The sequence below is a fragment of the Acidimangrovimonas sediminis genome, assembly GCF_002871005.1.
Taxonomy (GTDB): Bacteria; Pseudomonadota; Alphaproteobacteria; order Rhodobacterales; family Rhodobacteraceae; genus Acidimangrovimonas; species Acidimangrovimonas sediminis.
In genome coordinates, this window is the sequence record NZ_PHSN01000016.1 from 48,246 (window position 1) to 63,866 (window position 15,621).

The window sequence follows — 15,621 nt, forward strand, 5'->3', positions numbered from 1 at the left end:
CCCCTGCGCCTCAGCCCTCGCGATGCAGCGACGCGAAGAGCCGCGGCTCCAGCCCGCCCGAAGCGAAGGTCGGGCCCTGGGTCAGCACGCTGACCGCGTCGTGGTTGTGCAGGCTTTCCTGATGGCTCGCCGCGACCCGGAAATCCCCGATCCGCGGATCGGCCTCGAGCGCTTCGGCAAAGAGCCGCGCCGCGTCCTCGACGAAGATCGGGTTCGACGCGTTCAGCTCGGCGAAGGCCTGTTCGTCCTCGCGCTTCACCATGACCTGCGTTTCGGTCGGTACCGCGCGGCGGCACATCTCGACCAGTTCCTCGATCGCCAGGGGCGCCTCCCCCAGCGCGACCGAGATCCGCGCGACCGACCGCTGCGAATGCGGCGTGGCCAGCCGCCCCCGGGTGGCGCGGGCATGTTCGGCCAGTTCCAGCGAGCAGGGGCAGGTCGAGCTGTAGACATAGTCGAGGTGCATCGCAGCGATCCGCGCGCCACCCTCCTCGGCGAGTTCCAGCGTGACGTCGTAGTATTGCCACCCGGTCAGGCCCGAGCGCAGCGACGGCACCTGCATCGGGTAGGAGAACCGCAGCGCAAGCCGCGCGTCCAGGCTGTCGAGGTCGCGCTTGTAGGCGTCGAGCGCGGCCCGCGCCACGTCGAGGCCCGCGTGATCCTCGGCCAGCGCGTAGAAGCTGCGCAGGATCCGCGACATGTTGATGCCCTTCTTGTCCGCCTCGAGGCTGACCGTACCGGTCACCGAGGTCTCGAGCATCAGCGTCTCGCCCGACCGCGTGACGTGGCGCAGGGGCAGGCGGAAATTCGAGATGCCCACGTGCTGGATCCGCCGGTGCGCCCCGCGGATCAGGCTTTCGGGGCCGTTCTGCAGGTCCGGCAGGCTGTCGCGATAGGCCTCGGTCACCGTGAAATTGTCGTCGTATCGGCGCGCGGGGGCATCGGCAGGAAGATCGGCGGCGGTGTCGGCAGGGGCCTCTGCCCCTGCGCCCGCATCCCCGCCCAGCCGGGCGATTTCGGCGGCAAGGGCCGCGCGGGCCGCCTCGGGGTCGGCCGCGGCCCAGCGGCGCAGCACGGCGAGGGCATCGAGCGTGAGCTCGTCACCAAGTTTCGGCTCGTCAATCCGGATGTTCATCGCGCGTCCTCTCCCGGCCGTTCCCATGTCAAAGCCGACCCTTCAAGATGGGGTCCCGGGCGGGGAGTTTCCACCCGCCCGGAAGAACTACGCCCGAACCCGCGCGACGGATCACCGCGGATCAGGCGACGGAAAGCGCGTGCAGGAGGTCGGCGATCAGATCGCTTTCGTCCTCCAGCCCGATCGACAGCCGGACGAGACCGGGGGTGATGCCCAGCTCGGCCTTCTTCTCGTCCGTCAGGCGCTGGTGCGTCGTCGTCGCCGGATGGGTCGCGATCGACTTGGCATCGCCGAGGTTGTTCGAGATCACGAAGACCTCCAGCGCGTTGAGAAAGCGGAACGCCGCCTCCTTGCCGGCCGCGATGTCGATCGTCACCACGGTGCCGCCCGATCCGGTCTGTTCCATCGCCAGCTTGTGCTGCGGATGGCTTTCCAGCCCCGGGAAGATCACCCGCGACAGCTTATCGTGGCCTTCCAGCGCCTTGGCCACAGCCAGCGCGCTGTCGGCCATCGCCCGGCAGCGCAGGTCCAGCGTCTGCATGCCGTTCAGCATCAACCAGGCGTTGAACGGGCTCATCGAGCCGCCGGTGTGCTTCATGTAGGTCTCGACGGTCTTGCGGATCATCTCCTCGGTGCCGCAGATCACGCCCCCCAGCGCCCGGCCCTGGCCGTCGATGTGCTTGGTGGTGGAATAGACGATCAGGTCGGCGCCCAGCTCCACCGCGCGCGAGAAGATCGGCGTGGCGAAGACGTTGTCGACCACCACGGTCGCGCCCACGGCATGGGCGATCTCGGCCACACCCTTGATGTCGACGACTTCCAGCGTCGGGTTGGACACGCTTTCCAGGAAGACCACCTTGGTGTCGGGCCGGACCGCCGCGCGCCAGGCGTCCAGGTCGGTGCCGTCGATGAACGTCACCTCGACCCCGTAGCGCCCCAGCACCTCTTCGAGCACGTAGGTGCACGAGCCGAACAGCGCCTTGGCCGAGACCACGTGATCCCCCGCCCTCAGGAGCGAGGTCAGCGCGCCCGAGACGGCGGCCATGCCCGAAGCGGTGGCAAAGGCGGCCTCGGTGCCCTCGACCGCGGCGATCCGGTCCTCGAACATGCGCACGGTGGGGTTGCCGTAGCGGGCGTAGATGAACTCGTCATCCTCGGTCTTGATGAAGCGCGCCTCGGCCTGTTCGGCGCTGTCGTAGGCGAAGCCCTGGGTCAGGAAGATCGCCTCGGCCATCTCGCCCCAGCCCGACCGCCTGGTGCCCGCGTGGACCAGTTTCGTGCGCCGTTTCCAGTTGTCCGTCATCGCGCGCCTCCTTATGCGCATCAAAAAACCCCCGGCCGAAAAAAGGCCCGGGGGTGTTCGGAAACGCGCCGTGCCCTCTTTAGCGGCTTCTTTAACGTGGCCCGCAATCCGGTGAACAAATCGCCACGGGGTCCGCGATACGCCTGCCGGGCCCGGGCGTCAAGGCACAGGGCATCTCGGTGAAAGGCATCTCGGTGCAGGGCATCACGACCTCCGGCGCAGAAACGGGCACAGAAACGGGCGCCGCCGCGGGGCGGTTGGGACGGAGTGCGTATTTGGAGAACAATGAAAAGGGAAAGGCGCCGCGTTTGCGGGCAGCGCGGTGGCGCGGCCCGATGCCGGGGGGCATGCCGGGCGCAGGGGCCATTGCGGGCGCCCGCACGCGGGGCTAGCCTCGCGCCATGTCCCATGACGACGCCCTCCGCTCCGCCATCGAAAGCCGCCGTGACGCGCTGATCGCGCTGACGCAGTCGCTTGTCCGCATTCCCACGCTGAACCCGCCGGGACGGCATTACCACGACATCTGCGTCGCCTTGCGCGACTATCTCGAACCGCTGGGGTTCGACTGCCGGATGATCCGGGCCGAGGGTGCGCCCGCCGACAGCGACAAGTACCCGCGCTGGAACCTCGTGGCGCGGCGCGACGGCAGCAGGCCCGGCGAGTGCGTGCATTTCAACGGCCACCACGACGTGGTCGAGGTGGGGCACGGCTGGACCACCGACCCGTTCGGCGCCGAGCTGAAGGACGGCCGGATCTATGGCCGCGGCACCTGCGACATGAAGGGCGGCATCGCGGCATCGGTGATCGCGGCCGAGGCCTTCATCGCCACATGCCCCGACTATGCCGGCGCGATCGAGATCAGCGCCACGGCGGACGAGGAATCGGGCGGCTTCGGCGGCGTGGCCTATCTTGCCGAAAAGGGGTTCTTCGCACCCGAGCGCGTGCAGCACGTGATCATCCCCGAGCCCCTGCACAAGGACCGGATCTGCCTTGGCCACCGCGGCGTCTGGTGGGCCGAGATCGAGACCAAGGGGCGGATCGCCCATGGCTCCATGCCCTTCCTCGGCGACAGCGCGATCCGCCACATGGGCGCGGTGCTGCACGAGATAGAGGAGGTGCTCTACCCCATCCTCGCCACCAAGCGCACCGAGATGCCGGTGATCCCCGAGGGGGCGCGGCAATCGACGCTGAACATCAACTCTGTCCATGGCGGAGAGCCGGAGCAGGAAGAGGATTACACCGGCCTTCCCGCCCCCTGCGTGGCCGACCGCTGCCGCATCGTGCTCGACCGGCGCTTCCTGATCGAAGAGGATCTCGCGGAGGTGAAATCCGAGGTGACGCGCCTGCTGGAACGGGTGAAGGCGGCGCGGCCGACGTTCGACTACGAGATCCGCGATCTGTTCGAGGTGATCCCCTCGATGACCGACAAGGACGCGCCGGTCGTCCGCTCGGTCGCCCGCGCGATCGAGACCGTGCTGGAGCGCGAGGCGGGATATGTCGTCTCGCCCGGGACCTACGATCAGAAGCACATCGATCGGATCGGCAAGCTGAAGAACTGCATCGCCTACGGGCCCGGGGTCCTCGACCTTGCGCATCAGCCGGACGAATGGATCGGGGTGGACGACATGCTCGATTCCGCCCGCGTCATGGCGCTGACGCTGGCGGAACTTCTGCTGGACAAGTGACGATTCGGGGGCGGCCTGGGCGCGGGGCTCAGGGCGCTGCGATGAATTCCTCGCCCGCGTAGCCCTGCAGGTAGAGCAGCGCGGTCAGGTCGCCGTGGTTGACGCGGATGTCGCATTGCGCGGCGACCGAGGGCTTGGCGTGCAGCGCGACGCCGGTGCCCGCGCGGTGCAGCATCGCCAGGTCGTTCGCGCCGTCACCGACCGCGATCACGGCGTCCTCGGGGATGCCCAGCCGGTCGCAGACCTCGGAGAGCCGCGCGACCTTGGCCTCGCGCCCCAGGATCGGCTCGGCCACCGTACCGGCAAGCCGCCCACCCTCGACCTGCAGGGTGTTGGCGTGGTCCTCATCGAACCCTAGGTAGGCCGCGACCGCCTCGGTAAACGCGGTGAACCCGCCGGACACCAGCACCGCGTAGCCGCCGTTCGCCTTCATCGTGCCCACCAGCTTGCGCCCGCCCGAAGCGAAGGTGATCCGCTCGGCCAGCACCTTGGCGATCGCCTCGGCGGGCAGGCCCTTGAGCAGCGCCACGCGCTCGCGCAGCGCGGCCTCGAAGTCGAGCTCACCGTTCATCGCCCGCGCGGTGATGCTGGCCACGAATTCGCCCGCGCCCGCCTCGGCGGCCAGCTCGTCGATGCATTCCTGCCCGATCATCGTCGAATCCATGTCGGCCAGAAGCACCCGCTTGCGCCGCCCCTCCTCCGGCTGGACCGCGATGTCGAAGCCCTGGGTCTGCAGCGCCTGCCAAACCCGCCAGAAATCGCCCGGCACTGTCTCGACCCCGAACTCGGCGGCCAGCCCCTCATCGAGCCAGCGCAGATCGCCCCCGCCCCAGCGGGCGCGAATCGGATCTGCGACAGCCGCGGTCAGGTCGGCGCGGTCAGGATGGGCGAGAAGGGTGACGATCTGCATATGGCCTCCGGACTTGAGCAGGCAAGTCGCATTCTTGCGCTCAGGCGGCGCAATAGCGCAATAATCCCTCTTGCACCAGAGCACGGCCGGGCGTATCTCCGGCAGCGGGACACCCCTCCCCAACGAGGGGCGTATATCTGTAAGGATACTATCGATGAATACCCCGCAACCGGCCGCGCGGCCGGCCAATTCGCGCTTCTCTTCTGGTCCCTGCGCCAAGATCCCCCAATATTCGCTGGACATGCTCGCCGACGCGCCCCTGGGCCGGTCGCACCGCGCTGCCGTCGGCAAGGCCAAGCTGAAGGCCGCGATCGACCAGACGCGCGAGATCCTAGGCGTTCCCGACGATTACCGCATCGGCATCGTGCCGGCCTCGGACACCGGCGCCGTCGAGATGGCGCTGTGGTCGATGCTCGGCGCACGCAAGGCGACCATGCTGGCCTGGGAAAGCTTCGGCGCCGGCTGGGTCACTGACGTGGTCAAGCAGCTCAAGATCGACGCCGAGGTGAAGACCGCCGAGTACGGCGAGATCGTCGACTTCGGGACGGTCGATTTCGACACCGACGTGGTGTTCACCTGGAACGGCACCACCTCGGGCGTGCGGGTGCCGAACGGCGAGGCGATCCCGGCGGACCGTGCAGGCCTCACCATCTGCGACGCGACCAGCGCGGCCTTCGCGATGGACCTGCCGTGGGACAAGCTCGACGTCGTCACCTTCTCCTGGCAGAAGGTGCTGGGTGGCGAGGCGGCGCACGGGATGCTGATCCTGTCCCCCCGTGCGGTCGAACGGCTGGAAAGCTACACTCCCGCCTGGCCGCTGCCAAAGATCTTCCGCATGACCAAGGGTGGCAAGCTGAACGAAGGCATCTTCAAGGGCGAGACGATCAACACGCCCTCGATGCTGGCGGTCGAGGATTACCTCGTGTCGCTGAACTGGGCCAAGTCGATCGGCGGCCTTGCCGGGCTGGTCCAGCGCGCCAAGGACAATGCCGATGCGGTCGCCGCCTTCGTGGCACAGCATGACTGGATCGAGAACCTGGCGGTGGATCCGGCGACGGCCTCGACCACCTCCGTCTGCCTAAAGTTCACCGATGCGCGCATCGCCGATGGCGCGGCCTTCGCCAAGGCGGTGGCCAAGCGGCTGGAACAGGAAGGCGTGGCGCTGGATGCGGGATCTTACCGCGATGCGCCTCCGGGCCTGAGGATCTGGTGCGGCTCGACGGTCGAGACCTCGGACGTCAAGGCGCTGATGCCCTGGATCGAATGGGCGTTCGACGCCGAGATCGCGGCGCTGACGCAAGCGGCCTGACCGGCGCGCGGGGTGCGTTGAAACGCACCCTGCCCATGCGACCCGCAGGGTGCGTTCAAACGCGCCCTCCCTCCCCCCAATTCCATCGCAAAGGAGCCTGACATGGCCCCCAAGGTTCTCGTTTCCGACAAGCTTTCCGAAACCGCCGTGCAAATCTTCCGCGACCGCGGCATCGAGGTCGATTTCGAACCCAACCTCGGCAAGGACAAGGACCGTCTGGCCGAGGTGATCGGCCAGTACGACGGCCTCGCCATCCGTTCGGCCACCAAGGTGACCGAGAAGATCCTCGCCGAGGCGACCAACCTCAAGGTCATCGGCCGGGCGGGTATCGGCGTCGACAACGTCGACATCCCCGCCGCATCCAAGAAGGGCGTGATCGTCATGAACACCCCCTTCGGCAACTCGATCACCACGGCCGAGCATGCCATCGCCATGATGTTCGCCGTCGCCCGCCAGCTGCCCGAGGCCTCGGCCTCGACCCATGCCGGCAAGTGGGAAAAGACGAAATTCATGGGGGTCGAGCTGTTCAACAAGACGCTCGGCGTGATCGGTGCCGGCAACATCGGCTCGATCGTCTGCGACCGCGCGCTTGGCCTCCACATGAAGGTGGTGGCCTACGACCCCTTCCTGTCGGAAGAGCGTGCCAAGCAGATCGGCGTGACCAAGGTGGAGCTGGATGAACTGCTGGCGCGTGCCGATTTCATCACCATGCACGTGCCGCTGACCGACAAGACCCGCAACATCCTGTCGCGCGAGAATCTCGCCAAGACCAAGAAGGGCGTGCGGATCATCAACTGCGCCCGCGGCGGCCTGATCGATGAGGAGGCGCTGGCCGAGGCGCTGCAATCGGGCCATGTCGCCGGGGCCGCGCTCGATGTCTTCGCGGTGGAACCCGCGACCGAGAACGTCCTGTTCTCGCTGCCGAACGTGGTGGTCACGCCGCACCTCGGCGCCTCGACCACCGAGGCGCAGGAGAACGTGGCGCTGCAGGTGGCCGAGCAGATGTCGGACTACCTGCTGACCGGCGCCGTGCAGAACGCGCTCAACATGCCGTCGGTCACGGCGGAAGAGGCGGCCGTGATGGGCCCGTGGCTGAAGCTTGCCGACCATCTGGGCACCTTCATCGGCCAGATGACGGACGAGCCGATCACCGCGATCAACGTGCTCTACGACGGTACGGTGGCCGAGATGAACCTGGCCGCGCTGAACTGCGGCGTGATCGCCGGGATCATGAAGGCCACCAACCCCGACGTGAACATGGTCTCGGCCCCGATCGTCGCCAAGGAGCGCGGGATCAAGGTCTCGACCACGAACCAGGGCAAGTCGGGCGTGTTTGACGCCTACATCAAGGTGACCGTCGTCACGAAGGAGCGCGAGCGTTCCATCGGCGGCACGGTGTTCTCGGACGGCAAGCCGCGGTTCATCCAGATCAAGGGCATCAACATCGACGCCGAGGTGGTGCCGCACATGCTCTACACCACCAACAAGGACGTCCCGGGCATCATCGGCACGCTGGGCGGCACGCTGGGCCAGGGTGGCGTCAACATCGCCAACTTCACGCTGGGCCGGTCAGCCGTCGGCGCCGACGCGATCGCGCTTCTCGCCCTCGACGGCCCGCTGCCGGCCGAGGTGAAGGCCGCGCTCGAAGGCACCGGTCTGTTCCAGCAGGTCCGCCCGCTGGAATTCGACGCGGCCTGAGCCTGACGACCCTCCGGCCGGCGCCTTCCGGGGCGCCGGCCGGTCCTGCTGCTACCTCTGCGAGAGGCCCGCGAGGGGCCCGCCCCCTGCCCTGACGTGCCCCCTGTTCCTTCCCGACCCGCCCCTGTAGCGTCGCGCCCGGGGAGCGGACGACAAGGAAGACGGATCACATGACCCTCCGCAGCTACGCGATCGGCGACATCCACGGCCAGCTCGGGCTTCTGAAGCAGGCGCATCAGCGGATCGCCGAAGACCGCGCCCGGACCGGGGATGCGGACGCGCCGGTTGTCCATCTCGGCGACCTCGTGGACCGTGGCCCCGACAGTGCGGGCGTCATCGCCCTGCTGGTGGAGGGCATCGCCGCGGGCCGCCCCTGGATCGCGCTCAAGGGCAACCACGACCGGATGTTCGCGCTCTACCTCGACACCCCGGCAGAGCACGACCCGATGCTGCGCGCCGATTACGATTACGTCCACCCCAAGATCGGCGGGATCGAGACTCTGGCCTCCTACGGCGTGGCCGAACCGACGGCCCGCCCGGCGCTGGAGGTCCACGCAGACGCGATCGACCGGGTGCCCGCGAACCACCGGGCCTTCCTGTCGGCGCTGCCCGATCATCACCGCCGCGGCGAGGTCTTCTTTGCCCATGCCGGCATCCGCCCGGGCGTTCCGCTCGACGATCAGGTCGAAGACGACCTGATCTGGATCCGGGGGCTGTTCCACCAGGACCGGCGCGACCACGGGGCGCTGATCGTGCATGGCCACACGCCCGTGGAGGCCGCCACCCACTACGGCAACCGCGTCAACCTCGACTCCGGCGCGGCCTTCGGCGGCCCGCTGAGCGCCGTTGTGATCGAAGGGCGGGACGTCTTCCTGCTGACGGACGACGGGCGCCGGAAGCTGGAACCGCAGGGCTGACATCGCCCCCCTGCGCGCCCCCCCGCGGAAGGGCGGGGGCACATCCCCCGCCGGTTGCGACGCCGGCCGTTACTTGATGCGCTGCCCGTTGGCGAGGATCTGGCCGTCCTTCTTGACCTCGATCTTCGAGGTCATGGTGTCCGGCCCGTCGCCGGGCTTGGCGAAGAGACCCAGCATCATCTTGGTGCCCGCCGCCTGATCCTCGGGGACGAAGCCCATCTTCACCAGGTTGTCGATCAGCTCCATCCCGCCCTTCAGCGTCAGGTCCACCGACCCTTCGGGCACCGGCTGCGGCCCCATCGAATTGTCGAAGGTGAAGGCGCCCGTGCCCGACAAGTCGGCCCCCGCGGCCGCGACATGAACCTTCCTGATATCGACCGAGTCGATCTGGCCCGGAGGATCCATCGGCGCGGTCGCCGTCTCGGTGCCGAACAGGTCGCGCGCCAGCGTGACCATCCCGCCAAGGTCCACCTCCAGCTCGGCCGGATCGTGGGGCAGCACGTTGCCGGGGTCGATCATCGACCAGATCTCGTCGCTCGGCTTCACGCCGCCAAGCGCGAGCATGAGCGAGAACGGCTGTTTCGCATCGTCCTTCATCAGCGGCAGCACCATGTCGAAGGCGGTCTTCGCCAGCGCCAGGCTGACCTTGGGCACCGGCATCTCGCTGCCCGACAGCGTCAGGTCGCTGGCGCCGCTCGACGTGCCGTAATGCATGCGCTCCTTGCTCAGCCCGACGGTCAGCTTGCCGTCGGCGACCGATCCGTTGCCCTGGGTCTGCTTGCCGTTCTCGTCGACCGCGAAGTCGTAGGTCATCGACCCCACGCCCATCTTCGCATCGACCGTGGCCCCGGCCTTGAGGGCGGCATCCATCATATTCATGGAGGTGCCCTTGATCATCGTCGACTCGGACGAACCGCCGAGATCCTTGGCCTCGGCGTTGAAGGTCAGCGTGCCCCCGCCCGCTCCGGTGCCCGCACCGGCGCCCGTGTCGCCACCCTTGTCCTCGGGCTTCGTGGCCGACAATGCGACCGTCAGGTGCCGGGCCGCGAAGGTCGAGGACACGTGCATCGTGTCGCTTCCCTTGATCGCATAGCTCGCCTTCAGCGCGGTCAACTTGCCCGACGCCTTCAGATCCGCCCTCCTTCCGTCGGCCTCGACGTTCGGCAGGTCGAACGTTATCTCGGGCGCGTCGATGTCGTAGCGCGTGTCGCCGGGGCTGCCGGTGGCGGTGATCTTCAGGCCCTGCTGGTGGATGTTCAGGGTCATGTGCATCGACTTGCCGTCGTCGCCCTCGGCGTCGAACACCACCGGGTAATCCGGCGACATGGTGATCTGAACCGAACCGTCGCCCATTTCCCTGAGGTCGACCTCGTCCAGCGTACCGGTGAAGCTGGCGCCGCTGTCGTGTTCGGCCACGGTCTTCACACCCTTCAGACGCAGGGTGTCACCCTTCTTGTCCTGGCTGGTGGCGGTGATGGTCTGCCCGCCGTTCGCGGCCACCTCCTTCCACTGATCCCAGACCTGTTCCGCGGTGACGTCCGCCCGGGCCGCAGTCGCGGCGAAGAGCGCGGCCACGGCCACCGTTCCGGCGAGAATGCGCATCTGTCCCAAAACCTTTTCCTTTCGGATGAAATCGACTTTGGCGCGACTCTCGTTTGCACCGCCGCCCCGGTCAAGGGCAGGTTTCGGGGGACAGGTCTCAAGGGGCAGGATCGCGCCCGGTCCGCGCCGGGCAGAAGGCCGCCCCACACACCCGCGCACCCCACACCGGCGCGCCCCGGGGGGTTCCGGGTCGCGGGGCGATCAGCTAAGGGAAGGAGAGGGAGCGCGCAGTCAAGGAGAGACAGCATGGACATGACCGGCAAGGTGGTGGCGATCACCGGCGCAAGCCGCGGCATCGGAGCCGCTGCGGCCCGCGAATTCGCGTCGGCGGGGGCCCGTGTCGGCCTGATGGCGCGCTCCGAGGCCGAGATCGGCGCGCTGGCCGCCGAGATCGGCGAGGCCGCCATCGCGCTGACCTGCGACGTGGCCAGCCAGGCCTCGGTTTCCGGCGCGATCCAGCGGCTGGAAGGGGCGTTCGGTCCGGTCGACGTCTTGATCAACAACGCCGGCATGATCGACCCGATCGCCCCGCTGAGCCGGGTCGACCCGGCGGAGTGGAGCCGCGCGATCGACGTGAACCTGAAGGGCGTCTTCCACGGCATGCGTGCGGTCCTGCCCGGCATGACCCAGCGGCGGGCCGGCACCATCCTCACGGTAAGCTCCGGCGCGGCGCACAACCCCCTGGAAGGCTGGTCGGCCTATTGCAGCGCCAAGGCCGGCGCCGCGATGCTGACCCGCGTGGCGCATCACGAGGCGGGCGCGGCGGGCCTGCGCATCATGGGCCTGTCGCCGGGCACGGTGGCGACCGAGATGCAGGTCAAGATCAAGGCGTCGGGCATAAACCCGGTCAGCCAGCTCGACCCCGCCGTTCACATCCCTGCCGACTGGCCGGCGAAGGCGCTGCTCTGGATGTGTTCGGCCGATGCCGACGATTTCCTCGGCGAAGAGATCGCACTCCGGGACGAGGCGATCCGCCGCCGCATCGGACTGATCCAGTGATCCGGACCCGGGTCGGCGACGGCGCAACCGGCGGGTCCGCCAAGGGGCCCGGACACGGCCCGGAGAGCGGCCTCCGGACACTGATCATCGACCGGCCCGACAAGGCGAATTCCCTGACCCCCGACATGCTCGCGGCCCTGTCGCGCGAGGTCGAGCGCGCTGCGGACGAAGATGTCCGGGTGCTGGTGCTGACCGGGACCGGCAAGGTGTTCTCGGCCGGCGCCGACCTCGACGCGGCCCGCGCGGGGCTTGCCACCGATCCGGTCTGGGAACGGCTCTCCGGCGCGATCGTCGCCCTGCCCTGCCTGACGATCGCCGCGCTCAACGGCACCGCCGCCGGCGGCGCTTTGGGGATGGTGCTGGCCTGCGACCTGCGGGTGGCGGTGCCGGCAGCCAAGATCTTCTACCCGGTGATGAAGCTCGGCTTCCTCCCGCAACCCTCGGATCCCGGCCGCCTTTCCGCGCTGGTGGGGCCGGCGCGCGCCAAGATGATCCTGATGGCCGGCGCGAAGATCGGCGCCGAGGAGGCCGCCGCCTGGGGCCTGATCGACCGCGTCGTCCCGCCCGAGGCGCTGGACGAGACGGTCGCAACCCTCGCGGCCGACGCGCTGGGGGCTGGTCCGGCCCATGTCGCGGCGATCAAGCGGATGATCGGGTAACCCCCATGACCGAGGCCGCCTACACTCCGCCAGACGAACCGCTGCGCATCCTGCACCACGACCACCACCTCCTGGTGCTCGACAAACCGCCAGGCCTCCTGTCGGTCCCGGGCAAGGGGCCGGAGCTTGCGGATTGCCTGATCAGCCGGGCACAGGCGGCCTTTCCCGAGGCGCTGCTGGTCCACCGCCTCGACCGCGACACCTCGGGCGTCATGGTCTTCGCGCTGACCAAGCAGGCCCAGCGCGACCTCTCGCTGCAATTCGAGCAGCGCCGAACCAAGAAGATCTATGTCGCCCGCCTCTGGGGCGCGCTCGCGGAAAGGACCGGCACGGTCGACCTGCCCCTGATCGTCGACTGGCCGAACCGCCCGCTCCAGCACGTCAACCACGAGAGCGGAAAGCCCGCGGTCACCGATTGGCGCGTCCTGCGCCGCGACGAGGGCCCGGAGGGCCCCACCACCCGCGTCCGGCTGATGCCCCGCACCGGCCGCAGCCACCAGCTGCGCGTCCACATGAAGGAACTGGGCCACCCGATCCTCGGCGATCCGTTCTACGCCGAAGGCCCCGCCCGCGACTTCCCCCGCCTGATGCTGCATGCCGAGAGCCTGCGGGTGAATCATCCCGACGGCGGCCGGGGCGAGACCTTCAAGGCGCCCTGCCCGTTCTGACCATCTGCCCGCTCCGACCTGCCCTATTGATCCAGCGGCGCGCGCCAGGGCGCGCAAGTTTCTACTTCGGTGGGGGCGCTGCCCCCACACCCCCGGGATACTTGTCCTCAGAAGAAAGGAGAGACTCTTCCGTCTTCTTCTGAGCGGAAATATCCCGCTGGGGGTGTGGGGGGCGCGAAGCCCCCCACCGCAGGAAAAGGCGTGCGAAGCGCCGCTTATTCGGCGGCTTCGACACCCCAGCCCGAGATCGCCTTGACCTCGAGGAATTCCTCGATGCCCCAGGTGCCCCCTTCCCGCGCACGGCCCGAGGATTTCACGCCGCCGAAGGGTGCGCCCGCGCCGCGCGGCTGGCCGTTCATCTCGACCATGCCCGACCGCAGGGCCCGCGCCATGCGGTTGCGTTTTGCCGGATCTTCGGATTGGACGTAGTTGGTCAGGCCGTAGGCGGTGTCGTTGGCGATGCGCACTGCCTCTTCCTCGGTCTCGAAGGGGATCATCGACAGGACGGGGCCGAAGATCTCTTCGCGCTCAATGGTCATGCCGGGGGTGACGTCGGCAAAGACCGTGGGTCGGACGAAGTAGCCGCGGTTCAGGCCTTCGGGGCGGCCGGTGCCGCCGGCGACGAGGCGGGCGCCCTCGTCGATGCCCTTCTGGATCAGTGCCTGGATCTTGTCGTACTGGGTCTCGTTCACCACGGGGCCGATGTGGCGGCCCTCCTCGTGCGCGGAGGCCACGGCGGTCTTTTCCGCGACCTCGCGGGCGATCTCGACGGCCTGGTCGTAGATCGGGCGTTCGACCAGCATCCGGGTTGGCGCGTTGCAGCTTTGGCCGGAGTTGTTGAAACAGTGCAGCACGCCGCGCTTCACCGCCTTCTCGTCGGCATCGGCAAAGACCACGTTGGCCCCCTTGCCGCCCAGTTCCAGGCACACCCGCTTCAGCGTCTCGGCCGCGGCGACCGAGATCGCCTTGCCCGCCCGGGTGGAGCCGGTGAAGGAGATCATCTCGACATCCGGGTGGGTCGACAGCTGCGTCCCCACCCCCGCGCCGTCGCCATTCACGAGGTTGAAGACGCCCTTCGGCACCCCCGCCTCGTCAAGGATCTCGGCAAACAGCAGCGACGAGAGCGGCGCCACCTCAGAGGGTTTCAGCACCATGGTACAGCCCGCCAGAAGCGCCGGGATCACCTTCAGCGTGACCTGGTTCATCGGCCAGTTCCACGGCGTGATCAGGCCGACGACGCCGATCGGTTCCAGCGCGATCCGGTCGTTGGGGGCATGGGGGCCCAGCGGTCGGATGAACTCGATCTGGTCCATCGCGCGGATGAAGTTCTTGATGTGGAAGGCGCCGGCGGTCACCTGGCTGCTGCGCGCAAGATCGATCGGCGCGCCCATCTCGAGGCTGATCGCCTGCGCCATCTCCTCGGCGCGGGCGGTGTAGACCTCGAGGATCTTCTTCACGATCCCGAGGCGCTCGGCCGGCGGCAGCGCCGACCAAGGGCCGAAGGCGCGCTTGGCCGCGGCGACGGCGGCGTCGGTATCGGCCTTGTCGCCCAGCGAGATCACCGCACAGGGCTCTTCGGTCGAGGGGTCGATGACATCGAAATCGCGTTGCGCGGCCGGCGCAACCCAGGCGCCGTCGATGTAGAAATCGGTCTTGCGGATCATGGCAAACCTCCGGTGACGATCGTGCGGCACCCTGCCACCGGGGCGGGCCGCCCGCAAGTGGCCGTGCCCGGCACCTGTCCATTCCACCTGTCCTCCGCCGCCTCTCCTCCGCCGCCTCTCCTCCGCCATGCCCGCACACCCGCGTGCCCCCCCGCCCCGCGTCGCGCCGCCTTTGACATGGCCTGATACGCTGCCCATTGCCGCGCCCGTCACTAAGGTCGCTCACAGGCTCCTTCGGCCCCCGGCACGCGCCGGGGGGTGCAAAGCGCATCGAAGCGGCCTATCTCTGGCCCGTGACATTCGAACCGACGTGACCTTACGAAGCAAAAGGATCTCAGATGGGACTGCGCATCAACGACACCGCCCCCGATTTCAAGGCCGACTCGACCGCCGGCGAAATCTCGTTCCACGACTGGGTTGGCGACAGCTATGCCATCCTGTTCTCGCACCCGAAGGATTTTACCCCGGTCTGCACGACGGAATTCGGCGCCGTGGCCCAGCTCGCCCCCGAGTTCGAGAAGCGCAACACCAAGGTGATGGGCGTCTCGGTCGACTCGGTCGAGGAGCACAAGAAGTGGAAGGCCGACATCGAGAAGGTGGCGGGCGCGCCTGCCAGCTTCCCGATCATCGACGACACCTCGCTGACCGTGGCCAAGGCCTATGACATGCTGCCCGCCGACGCCTACCTGCCCGACGGGCGGACCCCGGCCGACAGCGCGACCGTGCGCACCGTGTTCATCATCGGCCCGGACAAGAAGGTGCGGCTGACGATGACCTACCCGATGTCGGTGGGCCGCAACTTCGCCGAGGTGCTGCGCGCGCTGGACGCGGTGCAGGCGACCGACGGCGTGCCCTTCGCCACCCCGGCCAACTGGGTTCCGGGGCAGGACGTCATCGTCGCGCTCTCGGTCTCGACCGAGGATGCGAAGGCGAAATACGGCGATGTCGACGTGAAGCTGCCCTACCTGCGCACGGTGAAGGCGCCGAAGTAAACCGCGCGTAAGCGTGCCGGACGAAGGGCGGGGGGCCACGGCCTCCCGCTCGCCCGCTGCCTTTCATTGTTCCTCAAATA

At 68.3% G+C, this 15,621-nt stretch carries 13 protein-coding genes and 1 riboswitch; of the genes, 8 read left to right on the forward strand and 5 right to left on the reverse strand.

The window, feature by feature from the left end:
• Positions 1-10 precede the first annotated feature (10 nt).
• Together folE2 and metZ are read right to left on the reverse strand one after the other, a co-directional pair.
• Complete coding sequence (gene folE2 / locus CVV76_RS15035) at positions 11-1,135, reverse strand: GTP cyclohydrolase FolE2 (RefSeq protein ID WP_102225495.1); 1,125 nt, start codon at positions 1,133-1,135, stop codon at positions 11-13.
• A 121-nt stretch (positions 1,136-1,256) separates the two neighbouring features.
• Entirely contained in the window at positions 1,257-2,438 is a 1,182-nt protein-coding gene (gene metZ / locus CVV76_RS15040; RefSeq protein WP_102225496.1) for an O-succinylhomoserine sulfhydrylase, read from the reverse strand.
• Positions 2,439-2,496: 58 nt separating this feature from the next.
• Positions 2,497-2,575: riboswitch (SAM riboswitch) on the reverse strand.
• 264 nt (positions 2,576-2,839) lie between these two features.
• Here metZ and CVV76_RS15045 point away from each other — a divergent pair.
• Positions 2,840-4,123 (forward strand): acetylornithine deacetylase/succinyl-diaminopimelate desuccinylase family protein, encoded by a 1,284-nt coding sequence (locus CVV76_RS15045; protein WP_102225497.1) that lies wholly within the window; start codon positions 2,840-2,842, stop codon positions 4,121-4,123.
• 28 nt (positions 4,124-4,151) lie between these two features.
• On the opposite strand, the gene serB is transcribed toward CVV76_RS15045, so the two are convergent.
• Positions 4,152-5,033: a phosphoserine phosphatase SerB gene (gene serB, locus CVV76_RS15050; protein WP_102225498.1), complete on the reverse strand. Its 882-nt coding sequence runs from the start codon at positions 5,031-5,033 to the stop codon at positions 4,152-4,154.
• A 154-nt stretch (positions 5,034-5,187) separates the two neighbouring features.
• Here serB and CVV76_RS15055 point away from each other — a divergent pair, with 154 nt between their 5' ends.
• The 3 genes from CVV76_RS15055 to CVV76_RS15065 all read left to right on the forward strand — a co-directional run bounded on the left by CVV76_RS15055 (position 5,188) and on the right by CVV76_RS15065 (position 8,957).
• Entirely contained in the window at positions 5,188-6,342 is a 1,155-nt protein-coding gene (locus CVV76_RS15055) for a phosphoserine transaminase (protein WP_102225499.1), read from the forward strand.
• Positions 6,343-6,444: 102 nt separating this feature from the next.
• Positions 6,445-8,040 carry a phosphoglycerate dehydrogenase gene (gene serA / locus CVV76_RS15060; protein WP_102225500.1) on the forward strand — a complete coding sequence of 532 codons (1,596 nt, stop codon included), beginning with the start codon at positions 6,445-6,447 and terminating at the stop codon, positions 8,038-8,040.
• A gap of 170 nt (positions 8,041-8,210) precedes the next feature.
• Positions 8,211-8,957: a metallophosphoesterase gene (locus CVV76_RS15065; protein ID WP_102225501.1), complete on the forward strand. Its 747-nt coding sequence runs from the start codon at positions 8,211-8,213 to the stop codon at positions 8,955-8,957.
• A gap of 69 nt (positions 8,958-9,026) precedes the next feature.
• Here the strand turns inward: CVV76_RS15065 and CVV76_RS15070 are convergent, their stop codons facing one another.
• Positions 9,027-10,559, reverse strand: a complete 1,533-nt coding sequence (locus CVV76_RS15070; RefSeq protein ID WP_102225502.1) for a DUF2125 domain-containing protein — start codon at positions 10,557-10,559, stop codon at positions 9,027-9,029.
• A 246-nt stretch (positions 10,560-10,805) separates the two neighbouring features.
• On the opposite strand from CVV76_RS15070, the gene CVV76_RS15075 reads away from it, so the two are divergent.
• From CVV76_RS15075 to CVV76_RS15085, 3 genes are all read left to right on the forward strand, one after another.
• Positions 10,806-11,558: an SDR family oxidoreductase gene (locus CVV76_RS15075; RefSeq protein WP_102225503.1), complete on the forward strand. Its 753-nt coding sequence runs from the start codon at positions 10,806-10,808 to the stop codon at positions 11,556-11,558.
• Between the two features lie 80 nt (positions 11,559-11,638).
• Entirely contained in the window at positions 11,639-12,217 is a 579-nt protein-coding gene (locus CVV76_RS15080) for an enoyl-CoA hydratase/isomerase family protein (protein WP_233192979.1), read from the forward strand.
• A 5-nt stretch (positions 12,218-12,222) separates the two neighbouring features.
• Positions 12,223-12,885, forward strand: coding sequence for a pseudouridine synthase (locus tag CVV76_RS15085; RefSeq protein WP_102225504.1), 663 nt, complete (start codon positions 12,223-12,225; stop codon positions 12,883-12,885).
• A gap of 215 nt (positions 12,886-13,100) precedes the next feature.
• Here CVV76_RS15085 and CVV76_RS15090 read toward each other — a convergent pair whose 3' ends face one another.
• Entirely contained in the window at positions 13,101-14,549 is a 1,449-nt protein-coding gene (locus CVV76_RS15090; protein WP_102225505.1) for an aldehyde dehydrogenase family protein, read from the reverse strand.
• A 338-nt stretch (positions 14,550-14,887) separates the two neighbouring features.
• Here CVV76_RS15090 and CVV76_RS15095 point away from each other — a divergent pair, with 338 nt between their 5' ends.
• On the forward strand, positions 14,888-15,541 hold the full coding sequence (locus CVV76_RS15095) for a peroxiredoxin (protein WP_102225506.1): 654 nt from the start codon (positions 14,888-14,890) through the stop codon (positions 15,539-15,541).
• Positions 15,542-15,621: the final 80 nt, after the last annotated feature.

Coding starts and splice junctions, on each gene's coding strand:
- CVV76_RS15065 (WP_102225501.1), top strand. CDS start 8,211: ATGACCCTCCGCAGCTACGCGATCGGCGACATCCACGGCCAGCTCGGG.
- CVV76_RS15055 (WP_102225499.1), top strand. CDS start 5,188: ATGAATACCCCGCAACCGGCCGCGCGGCCGGCCAATTCGCGCTTCTCT.
- metZ (WP_102225496.1), bottom strand. CDS start 2,438: ATGACGGACAACTGGAAACGGCGCACGAAACTGGTCCACGCGGGCACC.
- CVV76_RS15070 (WP_102225502.1), bottom strand. CDS start 10,559: ATGCGCATTCTCGCCGGAACGGTGGCCGTGGCCGCGCTCTTCGCCGCG.
- CVV76_RS15095 (WP_102225506.1), top strand. CDS start 14,888: ATGGGACTGCGCATCAACGACACCGCCCCCGATTTCAAGGCCGACTCG.
- folE2 (WP_102225495.1), bottom strand. CDS start 1,135: ATGAACATCCGGATTGACGAGCCGAAACTTGGTGACGAGCTCACGCTC.
- serB (WP_102225498.1), bottom strand. CDS start 5,033: ATGCAGATCGTCACCCTTCTCGCCCATCCTGACCGCGCCGACCTGACC.
- CVV76_RS15085 (WP_102225504.1), top strand. CDS start 12,223: ATGACCGAGGCCGCCTACACTCCGCCAGACGAACCGCTGCGCATCCTG.
- CVV76_RS15075 (WP_102225503.1), top strand. CDS start 10,806: ATGGACATGACCGGCAAGGTGGTGGCGATCACCGGCGCAAGCCGCGGC.
- CVV76_RS15090 (WP_102225505.1), bottom strand. CDS start 14,549: ATGATCCGCAAGACCGATTTCTACATCGACGGCGCCTGGGTTGCGCCG.
- serA (WP_102225500.1), top strand. CDS start 6,445: ATGGCCCCCAAGGTTCTCGTTTCCGACAAGCTTTCCGAAACCGCCGTG.
- CVV76_RS15045 (WP_102225497.1), top strand. CDS start 2,840: ATGTCCCATGACGACGCCCTCCGCTCCGCCATCGAAAGCCGCCGTGAC.